Annotated in this window: 18 protein-coding genes; 15 read left to right on the top strand and 3 right to left on the bottom strand. The window is 46.4% G+C overall.

Annotation, left to right across the window (positions count from 1 at the left end; all coding sequences use genetic code 11):
* The first annotated feature begins 209 nt into the window (after positions 1-209).
* From RBH92_RS08625 to RBH92_RS08590, 8 genes are all read left to right on the top strand, one after another.
* Entirely contained in the window at positions 210-950 is a 741-nt protein-coding gene (locus RBH92_RS08625) for a hypothetical protein (protein ID WP_307931689.1), read from the top strand.
* Positions 951-1,062: 112 nt separating this feature from the next.
* Positions 1,063-1,848 (top strand): hypothetical protein, encoded by a 786-nt coding sequence (locus RBH92_RS08620; RefSeq protein WP_307931688.1) that lies wholly within the window; start codon positions 1,063-1,065, stop codon positions 1,846-1,848.
* A gap of 153 nt (positions 1,849-2,001) precedes the next feature.
* Positions 2,002-2,460 carry a hypothetical protein gene (locus RBH92_RS08615; RefSeq protein ID WP_307931687.1) on the top strand — a complete coding sequence of 153 codons (459 nt, stop codon included), beginning with the start codon at positions 2,002-2,004 and terminating at the stop codon, positions 2,458-2,460.
* Positions 2,461-2,480: 20 nt separating this feature from the next.
* Positions 2,481-2,939, top strand: a complete 459-nt coding sequence (locus RBH92_RS08610) for a hypothetical protein (protein ID WP_307931686.1) — start codon at positions 2,481-2,483, stop codon at positions 2,937-2,939.
* Positions 2,940-2,996: 57 nt separating this feature from the next.
* On the top strand, positions 2,997-3,500 hold the full coding sequence (locus tag RBH92_RS08605) for a TlpA disulfide reductase family protein (RefSeq protein ID WP_307931685.1): 504 nt from the start codon (positions 2,997-2,999) through the stop codon (positions 3,498-3,500).
* Between the two features lie 7 nt (positions 3,501-3,507).
* The gene (locus RBH92_RS08600; RefSeq protein WP_307931684.1) at positions 3,508-3,753 is read left to right on the top strand and encodes a DUF4266 domain-containing protein; all 246 of its coding nucleotides are present in this window, start codon (positions 3,508-3,510) and stop codon (positions 3,751-3,753) included.
* A gap of 36 nt (positions 3,754-3,789) precedes the next feature.
* Positions 3,790-6,513: a DUF3570 domain-containing protein gene (locus tag RBH92_RS08595; RefSeq protein ID WP_307931683.1), complete on the top strand. Its 2,724-nt coding sequence runs from the start codon at positions 3,790-3,792 to the stop codon at positions 6,511-6,513.
* A 51-nt stretch (positions 6,514-6,564) separates the two neighbouring features.
* Positions 6,565-7,470, top strand: a complete 906-nt coding sequence (locus RBH92_RS08590; RefSeq protein WP_307931682.1) for an FAD:protein FMN transferase — start codon at positions 6,565-6,567, stop codon at positions 7,468-7,470.
* A gap of 22 nt (positions 7,471-7,492) precedes the next feature.
* Here the strand turns inward: RBH92_RS08590 and RBH92_RS08585 are convergent, their stop codons facing one another.
* Together RBH92_RS08585 and RBH92_RS08580 are read right to left on the bottom strand one after the other, a co-directional pair.
* The gene (locus RBH92_RS08585) at positions 7,493-8,140 is read right to left on the bottom strand and encodes a response regulator (RefSeq protein WP_374049928.1); all 648 of its coding nucleotides are present in this window, start codon (positions 8,138-8,140) and stop codon (positions 7,493-7,495) included.
* A gap of 9 nt (positions 8,141-8,149) precedes the next feature.
* Positions 8,150-10,639: an ATP-binding protein gene (locus tag RBH92_RS08580; protein ID WP_307931681.1), complete on the bottom strand. Its 2,490-nt coding sequence runs from the start codon at positions 10,637-10,639 to the stop codon at positions 8,150-8,152.
* 126 nt (positions 10,640-10,765) lie between these two features.
* Here RBH92_RS08580 and ccmA point away from each other — a divergent pair, with 126 nt between their 5' ends.
* The gene (ccmA, locus tag RBH92_RS08575) at positions 10,766-11,380 is read left to right on the top strand and encodes a cytochrome c biogenesis heme-transporting ATPase CcmA (RefSeq protein ID WP_307931680.1); all 615 of its coding nucleotides are present in this window, start codon (positions 10,766-10,768) and stop codon (positions 11,378-11,380) included.
* A 7-nt stretch (positions 11,381-11,387) separates the two neighbouring features.
* Complete coding sequence (ccmB, locus tag RBH92_RS08570) at positions 11,388-12,047, top strand: heme exporter protein CcmB (protein ID WP_307931679.1); 660 nt, start codon at positions 11,388-11,390, stop codon at positions 12,045-12,047.
* A gap of 33 nt (positions 12,048-12,080) precedes the next feature.
* On the opposite strand, the gene RBH92_RS08565 is transcribed toward ccmB, so the two are convergent.
* Positions 12,081-12,233 carry a hypothetical protein gene (locus RBH92_RS08565; RefSeq protein ID WP_307931678.1) on the bottom strand — a complete coding sequence of 51 codons (153 nt, stop codon included), beginning with the start codon at positions 12,231-12,233 and terminating at the stop codon, positions 12,081-12,083.
* 36 nt (positions 12,234-12,269) lie between these two features.
* Between RBH92_RS08565 and ccmC the strand changes: the two genes are divergently transcribed.
* From ccmC to RBH92_RS08540, 5 genes are all read left to right on the top strand, one after another.
* The gene (ccmC, locus tag RBH92_RS08560) at positions 12,270-13,013 is read left to right on the top strand and encodes a heme ABC transporter permease CcmC (protein WP_292923214.1); all 744 of its coding nucleotides are present in this window, start codon (positions 12,270-12,272) and stop codon (positions 13,011-13,013) included.
* Complete coding sequence (gene ccmD, locus RBH92_RS08555) at positions 13,013-13,210, top strand: heme exporter protein CcmD (protein WP_292923215.1); 198 nt, start codon at positions 13,013-13,015, stop codon at positions 13,208-13,210. Before ccmC ends, ccmD begins: the two co-directional genes overlap by 1 nt.
* Complete coding sequence (gene ccmE, locus RBH92_RS08550; RefSeq protein WP_292923217.1) at positions 13,194-13,643, top strand: cytochrome c maturation protein CcmE; 450 nt, start codon at positions 13,194-13,196, stop codon at positions 13,641-13,643. Before ccmD ends, ccmE begins: the two co-directional genes overlap by 17 nt.
* Positions 13,644-13,715: 72 nt before the next feature.
* Positions 13,716-15,767, top strand: coding sequence for a heme lyase CcmF/NrfE family subunit (locus tag RBH92_RS08545; RefSeq protein WP_307931677.1), 2,052 nt, complete (start codon positions 13,716-13,718; stop codon positions 15,765-15,767).
* Complete coding sequence (locus tag RBH92_RS08540; protein ID WP_307931676.1) at positions 15,764-16,294, top strand: DsbE family thiol:disulfide interchange protein; 531 nt, start codon at positions 15,764-15,766, stop codon at positions 16,292-16,294. Before RBH92_RS08545 ends, RBH92_RS08540 begins: the two co-directional genes overlap by 4 nt.
* Positions 16,295-16,297 lie beyond the last annotated feature (3 nt).

Here is a 16,297-nt window from a genome sequence, read left to right as displayed (position 1 = left end):
AAAGTTCTAAAAATCAGTGATTTTCATGAGGTGCGACAATTTGTCACATTGTCATTCCGCTGTTTCGGAAATATGATCGGAATAGAAAGCTATGCATGTTCAATTCCGAATGATCTGAAAATTCTTTTTTAGTTTATTGATTGATCGAATGCACAAAATGTTTTCACAAAAATATAAACAAGGCAAAAATATTAAATTAATGGATCGACATGAATAAAATTAAACAGCTCAATTCAATTTCCCGGTGCGTATTAATAGCTGCCATTTTCGCAGGAACAACGCAATTGGCGACGGCGCACACCCGGCTGGAAACGGCAACTGTGGCGGAGAATACCCGGATAACCAATAACGTCATTATTGGTCATGGATGCGGCGAGAAAAATGTGATTGGCACAAGTGTCGTATTTCCTGATGGTGTTGATTCCACTATTTTGGTTGATGGCGCAGCTCACACTGGTCCGTTGACCGACTTTGTGCAAAACTGGGGAAATCTCATGCAACAAAATTACAGCAAAGCTGTGTTTAGCTTCCAAGATGAAAAAACCAATTCACTTGGGAATGTTGTCGGTTTCTGGGCAGGCGGTGGAGATTCATTGCCGCATAATTTGAATGGCTATATTCCATTCAGAGCGGGCGCTGTTGTCATCGAACCGACTTCCTGCGCCAAGAGCGTTAAATTCTATATTTCTATTGCTGATATTTGCGAGATTACCGATACGGCAGGATTCAGTGAGGCAACAGTTAATTTCTGGACGCACAACAATTTGGGAACCGCTTACGATCGCGTAAGCACTACCGACGATGGTCCTGCATCATATACCGTTACCCGTACCAGCGCGCTGCCGACATCTTGCGGTGCAGGCGTGGCGGTTGAGGTAAAACCTTCGGCTGCGCAGATAAACCGTGACATGCCGATCAAGTTGAATGGTACGCAAGTTTGGCCTAGGTAATCAGCCGGTTCACTTTACTAAATCTCACTCATCCTTCCCTCCTGTTCCATTTTGAGTGAGATTTAATTTGAAGATCAATCAAAAAACTGAATACAGATCCAGGAGTATTAAATTGTTGAAATCATCAATCTTTAACTATCGCGTTTACGCTTTAATGGGAATCGTTGGGCTTACCGGAGTCTGGCAATCCGCGCATGCGCACACACGCTTGAAAACACCGGTTATCCAGGAAAATGCAGCGAACCATGGCAGTAATTATAACGACGTCGTAATTGCACATGGTTGTCAGAATACCACCGACGGTGCTTCAACAATTAGCACACTGGGTACGGTGGTCGTGTTTCCGGATGGCAAGGATTCGATCATAACTACCGGTACTGTTGATGGTACAGCGCACACCGGCACCTTGTCGGATTTCGTGACTAACTGGGGTAGTCCGGTTACTATCGTTCAAGACAAAAGCGTTTTTTCAAACCAGGAATACATTACTGATTCGCTGGGTAACAAACTGGGATTTTGGTCAGGTGGCGGTAATGTATTAAAAGCCGGATACCGGGCGCTTGTCCCTTTTGCCACTGCAGGCGTGGTGATTGAGCCAACCTCTTGCGCCAAGAGTGTGACATTTGTCGTCAGCATTGCGGATATTTGCGAAATTACCGATCCAAGCGGATTCAGCAATGCAACGGTGCAAATGTGGACGCCTGCGGTGGGTTCCATTTACGATGGTGAAGGATTGCATGGTTATAACTCTCCAGCGACCTTGAAAGTGACACGTTCGATTGCGCCATTGCCTTCTTCATGCGGTGATGGTGTGGATGTGTTTGTGAAACCTTCGGCGGCACAATTGAATCGTGACCTGAGAATTAAATTGGACGGCACGCAGATTTGGCCAAAATAATATCAATTTTGACGTGGTGAAGGTGGCGGACTCATCTGCAGCGATGTGGATGAGTCCGGTTTTCTTTTTCGATGAACAAGAAACTGAAAGAAATCTGTTTTGTTTTATGGCGGTAAAATTATATTTTTCGCGTTATTTGCAAGGACTAAAATCATGTCTCATATTTTCTTAAAAAAAACATTAGCGGGTATCGTCTCTACGATGATGCTCGGGTATGCCGGCTTAAGTAGTGCACATGATGCCGGCGCGACGATGGATCCGAGCGGCACGGTGGCGGCTTTTACCGGTTACGCGCTGGTAACGTGTTTTGACGACGGCAATGGCCCGGCGGATCATTTGATTGCCAGTGTCAAAGATTTATCGCCGCCGCAAGACAAATTGCTGGTTAATTTACAAATTATTAAAGGCAACCGCGCGATTAATACGACCGATCCGGTTTCGGGCGATGCGAATTACAGTCCCGAGGTTAAGGTTCATGGCGGCAATGGTGTTTATTTACTGCTGGTTAACAAAACCAAAGCGGGATTACGATCATTCGCGGTTTCGTATCATTGCATGACGGCAAACAATACCCATACCGGAACGGATATTGTGGTTCAGCAATTTGAGTGATGATGGCGGAGGTGCAAACTATGTTTGGAACTTTCACGAAGAAAATAAGAGCGAAGTTGTTTTGCACAATGTTGCTGGGTTACACCGGCTTATGCAATGCGCATGATGCCGGTACCGTCATGGACTCCAGCGGCACGGTGGCGGCTTTCACCGGTTATGCGCTGGTAACTTGTTTTGATAATGGCAATGGCCCGGCGGATCATTTACTGGCCAGCGTGAAAGATTTATCCCGGGCGCAAGATGGATTGTTGGTCAATTTGCAAATCATCAAAGGTAACCGGGCGACCAGCACCACCGATCCGGTATCGGGCGATGCGAATTTTAGTCCTGAAGTTAAGATTCATGGCGGAAATGGCACTTATTTATTGCTGGTCAACAAAACCAAAGCGGGGGCGCGATCGTTCGCCGTTTCGTATCATTGTATAACGGCGGACAATCGGCACACCGGTACGGATATCGAAGTGCAGCAATTTGAATAGTGATGTAGGAATTGAATTTTGCGATAATGCAATCAACTCGATAATCGGATTGAACAAATGAAAAAAATAAAGTTATCTGTGATGGGCTTAGTGTGGTTGTTTGGCAGCAGCAATTTATCTGCAGAACATTTAGATCAGGTTTCTTCAGCTTGCGGATTGACGACACTCGACGGCAAGCCGGCAGTGGAATTGCAAGAGCTGAAAGGCAAAGTGGTTTATATGGATTTTTGGGCTTCCTGGTGCCCGCCTTGCGTCAAGTCTTTTGCGTTTCTGAACCAGCTTGAACAAGAATTGGGCGATCAGGGGGTACATGTTATCGGCGTTAATCTCGACGAGAAAGTAAAAGATGCGCAAGATTTTCTGGCAAAGTATCCGGCCAATTTTTCAATCGTTGCCGATCCGACTAAAGAATGCGCCAAGGTATTTGAAGTGATGGCGATGCCGACTTCCTATATAATCGACAAGAAAGGAAATATTCGTCATGTGCACCAAGGATTTCGTCCGGGCGAAACCGAAGGGTTACGCGCATTAGTAACGCAATTGGTCAGTGAACATCCATAGTATTGCGATGTTACGCAGGATTAGAAAGGATATCGTTCAGAATACCGCTTCGATTTTGTTTATTGTAATGTCGGTTTCATTAACCGGTTGTGCTCATGTATCCGCTTGGGAACGTGGCAATCTTGCAAAATCTCAAATGGACGTTGATCCGTTTCCGCTACAAAGCGAAATACAAGCCCACAATTACAGCAGCCGCGAGGCGGCGCCAAGTCATAAATCATCTTCCGGGGGCGGTGGTTGTGGATGTTATTAAGTTACGCTGGTCGAGGCTGATTTAAAGGCAATCAATTTGCAGCGAAAAAAAAAACCTAAAAGCCAAACCAATCATTATCGATCCGCATCTCCTGATTCACTATCGGTAAAGCCACGCAGTACTGCTTTACAAGCATTGACATCCGCCGCATTGGTGTTGCCGGGATTGTTGATGTCATCGGGGCATGCGGCCGGGCCGGATCGGATTAATTTTCAATACAGCCGCTATCAAGAGGGCGAGCGCAATCTGTATGGTGTCCCGCAAAGTTTAAAACCCATTACTGCCGATGTCTTGCACGGTAGTGGAATTTTTTCGCTCACAGATCGTACGCGATTCACTTTCGGCTATACGCAAGATACCTGGTCTGGTGCAACACCGGTAACCATTGCTCCTTTAGCCGCCAACAGCAATAATCCGATTTTCCGCAATACCGATTCCGGGTCGGTGATTGCCGGTGCATCCCCGCTGATCAATAGTAAATTTCTGTTACTGGATCATGACTTAAATCCGGTTAGCCGCGATCCGCTCACGGGGCAGCCGCAAGGAATTGATAACCGATCAGTCATGGTAATGTCGTCGGCATCGCCGGAAACGCGGAATCAAGCCAATTTCGGCTTGAGCCGTGAATGGAACGAGGCAGCTTTCAATATCAGCGGCGGTTTTTCCAGAGAACGGGACTATCAATCTTCTTTCGGTAATGTCGGCGGTCGCGTGGATTTTAACCAGAAACTGACCAGCTTCAAGTATGGCGGAGGCTATACCGATAGTGAAATCGGCGCAATTCTGGATCACGACGCGTCACCGTATATCACCAAAAACGCTTTTGCCGGTAACATTGAAAGACGGGGCGGCTCTGAAATTCTGAAGGGTAAGCGCCATGACTGGATAGGGAATTTGGGTATCACTCAGGTATTGAACAAGAATGCTTTGATCGATGCCAACTTCAGTTATACGCATAGCAGCGGATATCTGGAAAATCCCTACAAAGTCATGACAACCATCTTTGTCGACCCAGCCGAATTGAATAATAACCAGAAAACTTTCATTAACGGAGACGTGCGCGCATTGCTGGAACAACGTCCCGATAATCGTAATCAGTTCGCTTTCAACGCCAAATATATTCAATATATCAATACATTTGACGCAGCGTTGCACTTAGGATACCGGGTGTCGTCGGACGATTGGGGCATCAATACCCACACCTTTGATGCGAGCTGGGTGCAGCCATTGGGTAGCGGCTGGATGCTGACGCCGCGGATCCGTTATTATTCGCAAGATTCCGCGAGTTTTTATCGGCCTTATTTATTTTCATTACAAAGCTATTCAAAGCAGGAAATTGACAGTTTTGGCCGGAAAATGTGGGTCGACGCCAATAATCCGGACCGGCAGTATTTCGGGGATTCCATCTTTAATCTCGTTGACCGGAGCGGCAATCCGGTTGATGCGATAACAGCCAATCCGATACCGAAAAACATTGCCTATGATGCCGGACAACTGCCTGATAATTTCTCCAGCGATCACCGGCTGGCAGGCTTTGGCGCACTGAGCGGCGGTGTTACGCTGAGCAAGCTGATTAGCCGGGGCATCGCTTTGGAAGCGGGTTTCGAATACTATACACGCGCCAGCTCAATGCAAATCGGCAGCGGCAATAACAGTTTTGCCGATTTTGACTATTATGTGGCAAACGCTGCATTAAAATTCGATTTGGAGCCGAGCAATTTGCCGCTTGCCGGCGGTCAATCCTCGCATCAGCATCATGACGCATCGTCGCATCATCACAAGTTACCGCCGGCCGGTATCATGTTCGGCCATATGCTCGACAAACCCGGCGATTTTATGGCGGGTTACCGGTATATGCACAATTGGACGAACGGCAGCATGATGCATGGTGACCATAAGGTAAGCGATCAGACGATTGTTGCGCAAGGGTGCAGCGACACCGCACAATGCCGTTTCGCTCCCACCTTCATGAATATGAGCATGCACATGCTCGATTTGATGTATGCGCCGGCAAAATGGCTGAATGTCATGCTGATGCCGACGTTTATGACCATGGATATGAATTTACGCGAGTTGACCGGCCGTCCGCCGCCTGTTCCCGGAACGCATGAACATAGCGGCATCTCGGGTCATCAGACCGGGGCGATCGGCGATACTTATCTGTCGGCAATGGTAAAGTTGTTGGATATTCCCGGTCACCGCATGCACGTCAATATCGGCTTGAGCGCGCCGACCGGTAAGGTGGATATCGAATTACGGCGCATGTTCCGGATCGACGGCGGTTTGATTCATTTTGGCATGCAGCAAGGTAGCGGTACCTGGGATTTCATGCCGAGCTTGACGTATGCCGGGGATTACAACCGCTGGTCGTGGGGCGCGCAATTGGGCGGTATCAAGCGCCTGGAGGATCAAAACAAATCCGGTTACCGGTTAGGCGATGTGATTCAAGCGACGGCCTGGATGGGTTTCGATATTAACCGCTGGCTAACCGCATCAGTCCGCGGTGCCTATACCTGGCAGGATGCCATTCATCGGGATTTCAACCAGTTTAATGCGCGCATCGGTCCGATGGATTTCCCAGCCAATTACGGCGGGCAATTCTGGGATGCCGGATTTGGCTTGAATGCGGTGATTCCTCGCGGACGCTTTGCCGGCAATCGCCTCGGTTTCGAGTGGATACAGCCGGTTGGTAACGATTTCAATGGCTTCCAACTGGACCGCAAAGGCGCCTTGGCGGCGACCTGGAGCTACCAGTTTTAGGTCAGGATAGGACACATTTCGCAATGCCGCTGATACTTTGACTGTGATCGCATGGCGCGCCTCAATTATTTTCATTTTGATTTTAATGCCATGGGTTCACCGTGTTCGATGCAGCTTTATGCTCGCAATGCCAAAGTTGCGCAGCAAGCCGCCAAGATTACGATGGACGATGTCTACCGGCTGGAAGCGAAATATTCCCGTTACCGGGAAGACAGCTATCTATCCGCGATCAATCGTATTGCTGCGGGCGGCGGGCAGCTTACAGTCGATGATGAAACAGCGGGTTTGCTGGATTATGCATCGGCTTGTTACCAGCAAAGCGATGGTTTGTTTGATGTCACTTCGGGAATTCTGCGGCGCGCCTGGAATTTTAAATCCGGCAAGATACCGGCGCCGGAGGCTATTCGAGAATTATTGAACTTGGTGGGTTGGGATAAAGTCGATTGGCAGCGGCCGGTGTTATCGTTTACCGTTTCCGGCATGGAAATCGATTTTGGCGGTGTCGTCAAGGAATACGCGGTCGACCGCGCAGCTTCACTGTGCCATGAAATTGGCATTCGCCATGGCATTATTAATCTGGGCGGCGATATTAAAGTGATCGGTCCGCACGCGGATGGTGCTTCTTGGCGTGTTGCAATTCGTCATCCGCGCATTCCCGGCGGTATTTTGCAAACGCTATGGTTGCATTCCGGTGCGTTGGCAAGCAGCGGCGACTATGAGCGGTGCATTACGCTCAATGGTATCCGCTATGGTCATGTGCTCAATCCTAAAACCGGCTGGCCGGTTCGCAACATGGCTGCGGTAAGTGTAATCGGAGAATTCTGTGTGGTTGCCGGCAGCGCATCGACCATCGCTATGCTGAAAGGTGAGGATGGGCCAGCTTGGTTGCAGGCGCTGGGTTTGCCGCACTTATGGGTGAACGTCTCGGGAGAGTCGGGCGGTTCTTTGATGGAATAAAAACCATCGCTGAAAAAGTTAATCAATGTTCTTCTGCGACCCAGCGCGTTGCATAGCGGATTAGATCCGCGCCATCCTTTAGATTTAATTTGACTCGGATGTTAAAGCGGTGTGTTTCAATGGTTTTAATACTGCGGCATAGCAATTTGGCAATTTCTTGACTGCTATGTCCTTGCCCGATTAAGTGAAGCACTTCAAATTCGCTGGGGGTCAACGTATTAATCAATTGTTCGGGTTCCGAGCCGCCGGCTGCAATTTTTTTGAGCAACTTCTCTTGCATGTTTTTGCTTAAATAGATGTTTCCTTTGAGAACTTCTCGGATCGCGGTGAGCAATGTCTCACCCGCTTCTTGTTTCATCACATAACCGCGAGCACCAGCCCGTAATGCGCGTTCCGCATAGACCGATTCGTCGTGCATGGAGACAAAAAGCACAGGAAGCGCCGGAAGCAAGGCGTGCATGCTCTTAATCACTTCAAAACCGGAAACGGTTTTAAGCGTGACATCCAATAGCACAATATCCACCGGCCCGGATTTCTTGAGAATCCGCAATGCTTCATCACCATCGCCGGCTTCGGCAAATATCTCGAGATCCGGCTCCATATTGATCATCATCGCCATACCGTGCCGGAGCATGGCATGATCATCGATTAACATGACTTTTGCTTTCATAGATGTAATTTATCCTATTTGCATTTCCAAACGTACCTCGATGCCGCCCCCGGCGCGTGTGAGGAAGTCCAGTTTGGCACCCAGTTGTCTTGCACGATATTGCATAATTTTTATTCCCATTCCTGAAGTCGAGATGGTGTCGGGCGTGAGATTCTCGACCGGGAATCCGCTGCCGTCATCCGCGATGGATAGTTTTAGTATGCCGCTATCCAGCGCTATTGTGATTGCTATATGCTGCGCTTTTCCATGACGAATGGCATTATTGGTTGCTTCTTGTGCAATCCGGTAAAGGTTGAGAGCCATTATTTCATCATTGATACTGGGATCATTGTGGCTTGAGAAATCGCATACGATGTTGTAGGTTGTTGCAATCCGGTTCGCAAGTTTTTGCAGCGCGGAGATCAAACCGTTGGTTTCTAATTCAAATGGCAGCAACCCCTGTGCAAGTTGTTTAATCTGGATGACTGCGATTTGCGCCTGTGAAGCAATTGCTGCGGCAACTTCTGCCATACTTAAGTTCCCCACGGTTACAATCTGCTTTTCCAAAGCTCTTGCTTGATAACTGATTGCGGCAATTTGCTGACCGAGATTGTCATGCAATTCTTGACCGATAGTATGCGACTGCTCTTCAGCGATGAGTACAATCGCTTGCTCCAGCCGTTTGCGTTCCAGCCAGCTTTCCAAATCGCTGGCAATCGCATTGACCAGTTTTTGCTCTTCCAGCATGAGATAAGGCTTGTCGCCTGGATAGAATACTCGCAGTTGGCCCCTCACGTTGCCGTTGACAGTGATCGAGGACCAGCAGGTACAAGCCGGATCTCGCTCCGCGCGCCAAAAACCTTGTTCTCTGCGGACAATTTTGGTTTTTGAAGGAAATTGCCGGTGTATTGCCTGGTCAAAATTTCCAGAGGAAAATCGCCAGCCGTCGAGTTCGATCACGGCGTTTGCAATTTCCGGAAATTGCAAAGCGGGTATCAAGTGTTCAAATACGTTATGGCAAACGTTATCAATCGAAGATTCCATTCCGATGCCCCGTCGAATTTCATAAAGACAGGTGATCTCTTTCAAGCGTTCGCGCAATAGCTCATCGACCTGTTTCCGTTCCAGCCATATAGAGAGATCATTGGTGATGGCATCGATCAATTTCTGTTCTTCCTGATGGAATGATGGCTTGTCGTTCGAGAATAAAACAGTCAGTTGACCGCATACTTTACCAATCACCCAAATTTTCGATTCTAATCCATGGGTGAAATTTTCAGTCTGCGCATGGGATACGATGCGTTTACCATTTAATTCGATAATGATTGCCGTATGCTCCGGATATTGCATGGCTGGAATCAGATGCCCGATGATTTGCTGGCAAACCTTTTCTTCCGACAGATTTAAGGTGAAACCGCGCCGTATCTCATAAAGACAAGTAATTTCTTTCAAGCGCTCGCGAAGTTCTGTTTCCTTTTGGCCGAGCTCAAGGGAGATTTGTTCGGCAATTTCCTTGGCGCCGCGCGCTTCGCGTTCTGATTTGATTAATTTTTGGACAAACCAATTCAACAGCAGAATTTCAGCGATAATCAAACCGGCCAGGTAAAGAATAATGATTTTCAGTTGTTCATTGATCGGTTTGAATAATTCTTCTTCATCCAGCTTCAGGATCATGCCGAGACCGATCTGACGCAAAGGGGCATAAGCTTCAATGACAGGTACATTACGATAATCCTTGACCGCAATAACACCGCTTTTTCCATCGAGTGCAAGGCTAACGGGTAGCGTACCGGCTTCGGTGATATGCATGAGTTGTGTAAATTTCACGCCATCGATTTGGCTGATCAAACAGGCCATTTCGTGCTTGCCCGATGCTGGAGGGGCGCACAAAATAAATTCACCGGTTTTTCCGATGGATCTTATCTCGCTGAATCTACGAGTCAATTGCGGTAATTTTATTTCGGTGGTGATACTGCCGATCCGTTGTTTGTTGTTGTCAAGGAAATCCATTGTAGTACGCAAAATAAACTGCTTGTCCCAGATAATATCGGTATCCGGAAACTTATTGAGCGAAATGGATTGGTTGTGCCGTTCGGAAAAACGGCCGACTTGTGATAGCACATTGCCATGCAGATCACGAACAACTACCGCCGAGAAACCGGCTTCTGGCAAGGCGCTGACATTTCGTTCGAGATCGTGCAACGCATGGTCATTTTCTGGCTGCGCATTCAGTTGCTGTATTGATTGGATCAGGAATGGACGAAGAGTCAACGTGCGGGTATTCTCAAGTCCTTTCTGGATCTGATTTTCGATCAATAATGCTTTGCCTTGCAACGCTACACTCAATCCCCGGCCAAGCACGGATTCAATTTGCTGCCGCATCGCACTATATACTGCGATGCCGGTCGTGAGTGTGAGACCCAACAATAATAACCCGCCAATGATACTGATCTTGCGGTTGTCGCGAATGAATAGCAAGATTCCTCCCTTGATGTTTCTGTCCCTATCGACTGAACGCATGCATTACGTTATGTGAGAAGATAAAGTCACTTGGTTGAATTTTGACTACTGCCTCGTAGATCTTCAATGCTATGAGCTTCATCGATACGGTATAATAACCTTTTATTTCATCGACTGATTAAAATCATGTTGCAAGGGATTAACCTCGCTTGCGTTCGCGGGGATCGTGAGTTGTTTAGAGAAATTAACTTTTCTGTTGAAGCAGGTTGTCTAATGCAAGTGAGTGGTCCTAATGGCAGTGGAAAAACCAGTTTGCTGCGGATGCTCTGCGGCTTATCCAATCCAGCCGCAGGTGAGATTCGCTGGCGCAACACGCCAATCCGGGAACTGGAAGGCGAGTATTATGCTGATATGACTTATATCGGTCATTTGAGTGGTACCAAAGATGATCTTACTGTCAGTGAAAATCTACGGATATCAAGCGCCTTGACCGGTGTTGAAATAAGTATTTCGCAAGCTGCCGAAGCGCTTAATTTTATTGGCTTGGGCGGTAGGGATCATTTACCTGCCAAAGTCTTGTCGCAAGGCCAGCGGCGTCGCGTAGCTTTAGCACGCTTGCTTGTTTGTAAAACGGCATTATGGATTTTAGACGAACCGCTGGTTGCGTTGGACGTGACTGCAGTACAGATGATAAAGGAAATATTGGAGCGGCATTTGCAGCAGGGAGGTGTTATTGTGATGACGACTCATCAGGAAATCGACATCACGGCTTCTTCAAAAATGCAATTACATCTGGCTTGATAAATTTATGTTTATTTGGATCATTAAGCGCGACCTGTTGTTGGCTGTCAGACGGCAATCCGATGTGCTGGTAACGCTATTTTTCTTTATCATTGTGGTAAGTTTATTTCCGCTAAGTGTCGGACCGGAGATGAACTTGCTCCGGACAATGGCTCCCGGGGTGGTGTGGGTAGCGGCTTTGCTAGCGTCGATGCTGTCGCTTGGCAGAATGTTTTCTAACGATTACCTGGATGGAACATTGGAGCAAATGCTGCTATCACCGCAATCGTTGTCAATTCTCGTTCTCGGTAAAGCCTTTGCGCATTGGCTAGTATCCGGTGTGCCGCTGGTGCTGATGGCGCCTGTGCTGGGTATTCAATATGATTTGCCGGCTGACGCATTGTTTGTATTGACGGGTGCATTATTGCTGGGAACGCCTGTGTTGAGTTTGATCGGAGCGATAGGGGCGGCATTGACGCTTGGATTGAGGGGTGGTGGTGTATTGGTATCTCTCTTGGTGCTGCCTTTATATATTCCAGTCTTAATTTTTGGAGCAGGCGCGGTTGAAGCCAACATGGCCGGCATTGCGTTCGATGCGCATCTGTCGTTAATTGGCGCATTCTTGCTGGCATCACTGGTTTTTGCGCCATGGGCGGCGGCTTCGTCTCTACGTGTCTCTCTTGAATAGAATGAGAAAGGGTAAATTCTTTTGATTGGCTTATCAGAGAGTTGTTTTATTCATTATGTATTCTTTTTTTGTCTGCGTTTTTCTTGGATACTCCATTTGCAAGGCTTCAAGTAAAGAAAGCAATTTTTGATTTTTACTTTTTGGTATAGAATGAGCCGCTGCAAAATCAGGGTAAGAAATAGACATAATTAAAATTTATTATAAAGGTTTTTAATATATAAAATGGCGATTAATTGGTTCAAATATTCGTCCCCTGCCAGTTTTTATTCACTTGCAGGAAAAATGATCCCAATCTTTGTCATAGCTGCGGTGATTTTTTTAGTTGCGGGGCTTTATATTGGTTTCTTTGTGGCGCCGACAGATTTTCAGCAAGGCGAAGCCTACCGGATTATATTTATTCATGTACCGGCTGCTTGGATGTCGATGTTTCTTTATGTGGTAATGGCTTTCTGGGCTGCAATCGGATTGGCCTTTAATACGAGATTGTCTTCCATGTTTGCGACTGCGATCGCACCCACTGGTGCTATGTTCACTTTTCTTGCATTATGGACAGGTGCTTTGTGGGGCAAACCTATGTGGGGTACGTGGTGGGTTTGGGACGCACGATTGACTTCAGAATTGATTTTATTTTTTCTGTATATCGGTTTCATGTCACTGCAGGCAGCTATTGATGATCCTCGCCGAGCTGATAAAGCAGGTGCGATTATTGCGATTGTCGGCGTGGTTAATATTCCGATTATTTATTTCTCGGTTCAATGGTGGAATACCTTGCATCAGGGAGCATCGGTTAGTATTAATCAAGCACCCGCGATGGCAACAACAATGTTGACTGGCATGCTGGTTATGGTGCTGGCAAGCTGGATGTATTCCATTGCAGTCATTTTAAAGAGAGTGCGCTTAATAATTTTGGAAAGAGAAGGCCATACAGCTTGGGTAACGGAATTACAAAAGAAGGGAGCAATTTAATGAATTGGTCAAGCTGGTCGGAATTTTTTTCAATGGGTGGATATGGGCTTTATGTCTGGGGTTCCTATGCTGTGGCAGTTCTATGTATCGTAGCTGAAGTATTGCTAATTTCAAATCGGCGCAGAACTTTGGAAAAACAATATGGTCAGATTCACGACTTAAATATGGTAGAGACTAAAAATGAAACCCCGTCATAAAAAACTTGTAATTATCGCCTCTAGTGTTACTGCATTGGGATTTGCAGCGGTTTTAGTGTTAAACGCATTTCAAAGTAATTTGGTTTTTTTCTTTAGCCCGACACAAGTTGTTGCTAAAGAGGCACCGATAGGTAAGAGTTTTCGTATCGGCGGTCTTGTTGCGGAAGGCAGTGTACAGCGTGAAGATGGCTCAACAACAGTGCATTTTGCAATTACTGACACTGCAGAAACTATACCAGTTGTCTATACCGGCATATTGCCCGACTTGTTTCGAGAGGGTAAAGGCGTTGTTGCGCAAGGTAAAATCTCGGATCAAGGAGTGTTTCGCGCGGATGAAGTTCTTGCAAAACATGATGAGAACTATATGCCTCCTGAGGCTGCGGAAGCTTTAGAGAAAGCAGCCAAAGCACAAAAAGCATCTCTCATGCAATAATTCTTCAAGGTAGGCTATTCCCTTCGGGAATTGCTTTTTTAATCCTGAAAAATTTTCAATTGGTACAAAATCATGATTCCAGAAATAGGTAACTTTTCATTAATTCTCGCTCTTTTGTTAGCTACTATACAAGGCACACTTCCTTTAATTGGCGCAACGCGGGGTATTCCTTCCTGGATTGCTCTTGCTAGGCCGGTTGTACAAGGGCAATTTGTATTCGTGTTGATTGCATTCTTATGCTTGGGTTATTCATTTGTTAGTAGCGACTTTTCAGTGTTGAATGTGGCTAAGAATTCAAATACGGAATTACCGCTTCATTTTCGAATTGCAGCTACTTGGGGATCGCATGAAGGTTCTTTATTGCTATGGGTATTGATGCTGGCGAGCTGGTCGGTTGCCGTCAGTGTTTTTAGTAAGCAGTTGCCGGATGATGTTGTGGCGCGAGTGCTGGGTGTATTAGGGCTTGTTGCGATTGGCTTTTATGTGTTCATGCTATTTACTTCAAATCCATTTGATCGGTTGTTACCCGCAGCGCTTGAAGGAAGTGACTTGAATCCTCTATTGCAGGATGTAGGTATGGTCGTTCACCCACCCATGCTTTATATGGGGTATGTCGGTTTTTCAGTTGCTTTTGCATTTGCGATCGCGGCTTTATTAAGTGGAAGGCTAGATGCAGCTTGGGCTCGATGGTCTCGTCCTTGGACTATAGTGGCTTGGATATTTTTGACTTTTGGCATCATGCTGGGAAGCTGGTGGGCTTATTATGAACTCGGTTGGGGAGGTTGGTGGTTCTGGGATCCGGTTGAGAATGCATCATTTATGCCATGGTTGGTTGGTACCGCCTTGCTTCACTCATTGGCCGTGACAGAAAAACGAGGTAGCTTTAAAAGCTGGACGGTTTTGTTAGCTATTAGCGCATTTGCACTGAGCTTGTTGGGTACCTTTTTGGTGCGCTCGGGAGTGTTGACTTCTGTACATGCATTTGCAACTGATCCTGCACGCGGAATTTTTATTTTGGTTTTCTTGGTTATTGTTATCAGCTGCTCACTGATATTGTTCGCTTGGCGTGCGCCTAAAGTCGGATTGGGCGGCAAGTTTGACTTGCTTTCCCGTGAATCAATGCTGTTGACAAACAATATATTACTATTAGTTGCAGCTGCCAGTGTGCTACTAGGAACACTGTATCCTCTCATTATTGATGCACTAGGTCTGGGTAAGTTGTCAGTAGGACCTCCTTATTTCGAAGCGGTTTTTGTTCCGGTTATGACACCCGCAATCTTTCTCATTGGTGTTGGTCCTATTTCAAGATGGAAGCAAATGAGCCTGCCGACACTGATTGTGCGTTTGCGTTGGGCGTTTGCAGTGAGTGTTGTTTCTGCATTGATTACACCTTACTTCATGGGTGAATGGCGACCAATGATCAGTTTCGGATTATTGCTGGCGTTCTGGATTATTGTTTGTATATTTGTGAGTATTAAGCATCGGGTGAGCAATAGCGGCGAAGGTAATGTACTAACTAAACTAGTAAAGCAATCCCGGAGTTTTTATGGCATGCACTTGGCACATTTAGGGGTTGCGGTATTTATCATCGGTGTAACATTGGTAAATGGCTACGAGACTGAAAAAGATGTGCGAATGGAAATCGGAAGTAAGGTAACCGTGGGAGGTTATACTTTCCAGTTTAATGGAACCAGTGATGTGGTAGGACCCAACTATAAGGCAGTACGTGGAGATATCGCTGTTATAAAAGATGATCAATTTATTCGTAATTTATATCCCGAAAAACGCACCTATAATGCATCAGGTATGGCGATGACTGAAGCGGCAATTGACACCGGATTATTCCGGGATCTGTATGTCGCCTTGGGAGAGCCGCTTACGAACGGAGCCTGGGTTGTTCGTGCCTATCATAAGCCGTTCGTTGATTGGATATGGCTTGGATGTTTATTAATGGCAATCGGGGGAGTTACCTCGATTACTGATCGGCGTTATCGTCTGAAGATAACTAAAAAGAATCTGGTGGTTACTAAAAATGAGGAAACTGAAGAGCCGGTAGAAGAAACTCCATCTGCTGTACCGTCTGCTAGTAAAGTCAGTTTGGTAACGGAGTCAAGCAAAGTATGATGCGTTATTTGATTCCGCTGTTTGCGTTTATGGTGCTGGCAGTTTTTCTGATGATTGGTCTTACATTAAATCCGCGACAAGTTCCATCGCCGTTGATAGATAAGCCGGCACCAAAATTTCAATTAAATCAGCTTCATGATTCCGATAAAGTGATGTCATCGGATGATAATCTCGGAAAGGTTTGGATGTTGAATGTGTGGGCCTCTTGGTGCGTGGCTTGTCGTGATGAACATCCCTTATTGGTGCAGTTGGCAAAAGCCGGCATTGTGCCAATCTACGGTTTGAATTATAAAGATGATCGTGATACTGCGTTGCAATGGTTAAGACGTTATGGAGATCCTTATCAAATCAGCATCGTTGATTCCGATGGTAAAGTGGGGATTAATTACGGTGTTTATGGAGTTCCGGAAACTTATGTAATTGATAAAGAAGGAATTATTAGGCATAAACATATTGGGCCGGTGACTGTCGATTCTTTGGAAAAAACAATCCTTCCTTTAATAAAAGAATTGCAAAATCAAGCATAGATT

The sequence above is a fragment of the Nitrosomonas sp. sh817 genome (genome assembly GCF_030908545.1).
GTDB lineage: Bacteria > Pseudomonadota > Gammaproteobacteria > Burkholderiales > Nitrosomonadaceae > Nitrosomonas.
Note: the sequence above shows the minus strand (reverse complement) of the source record. Positions and strands in the feature narration are given on the sequence as shown.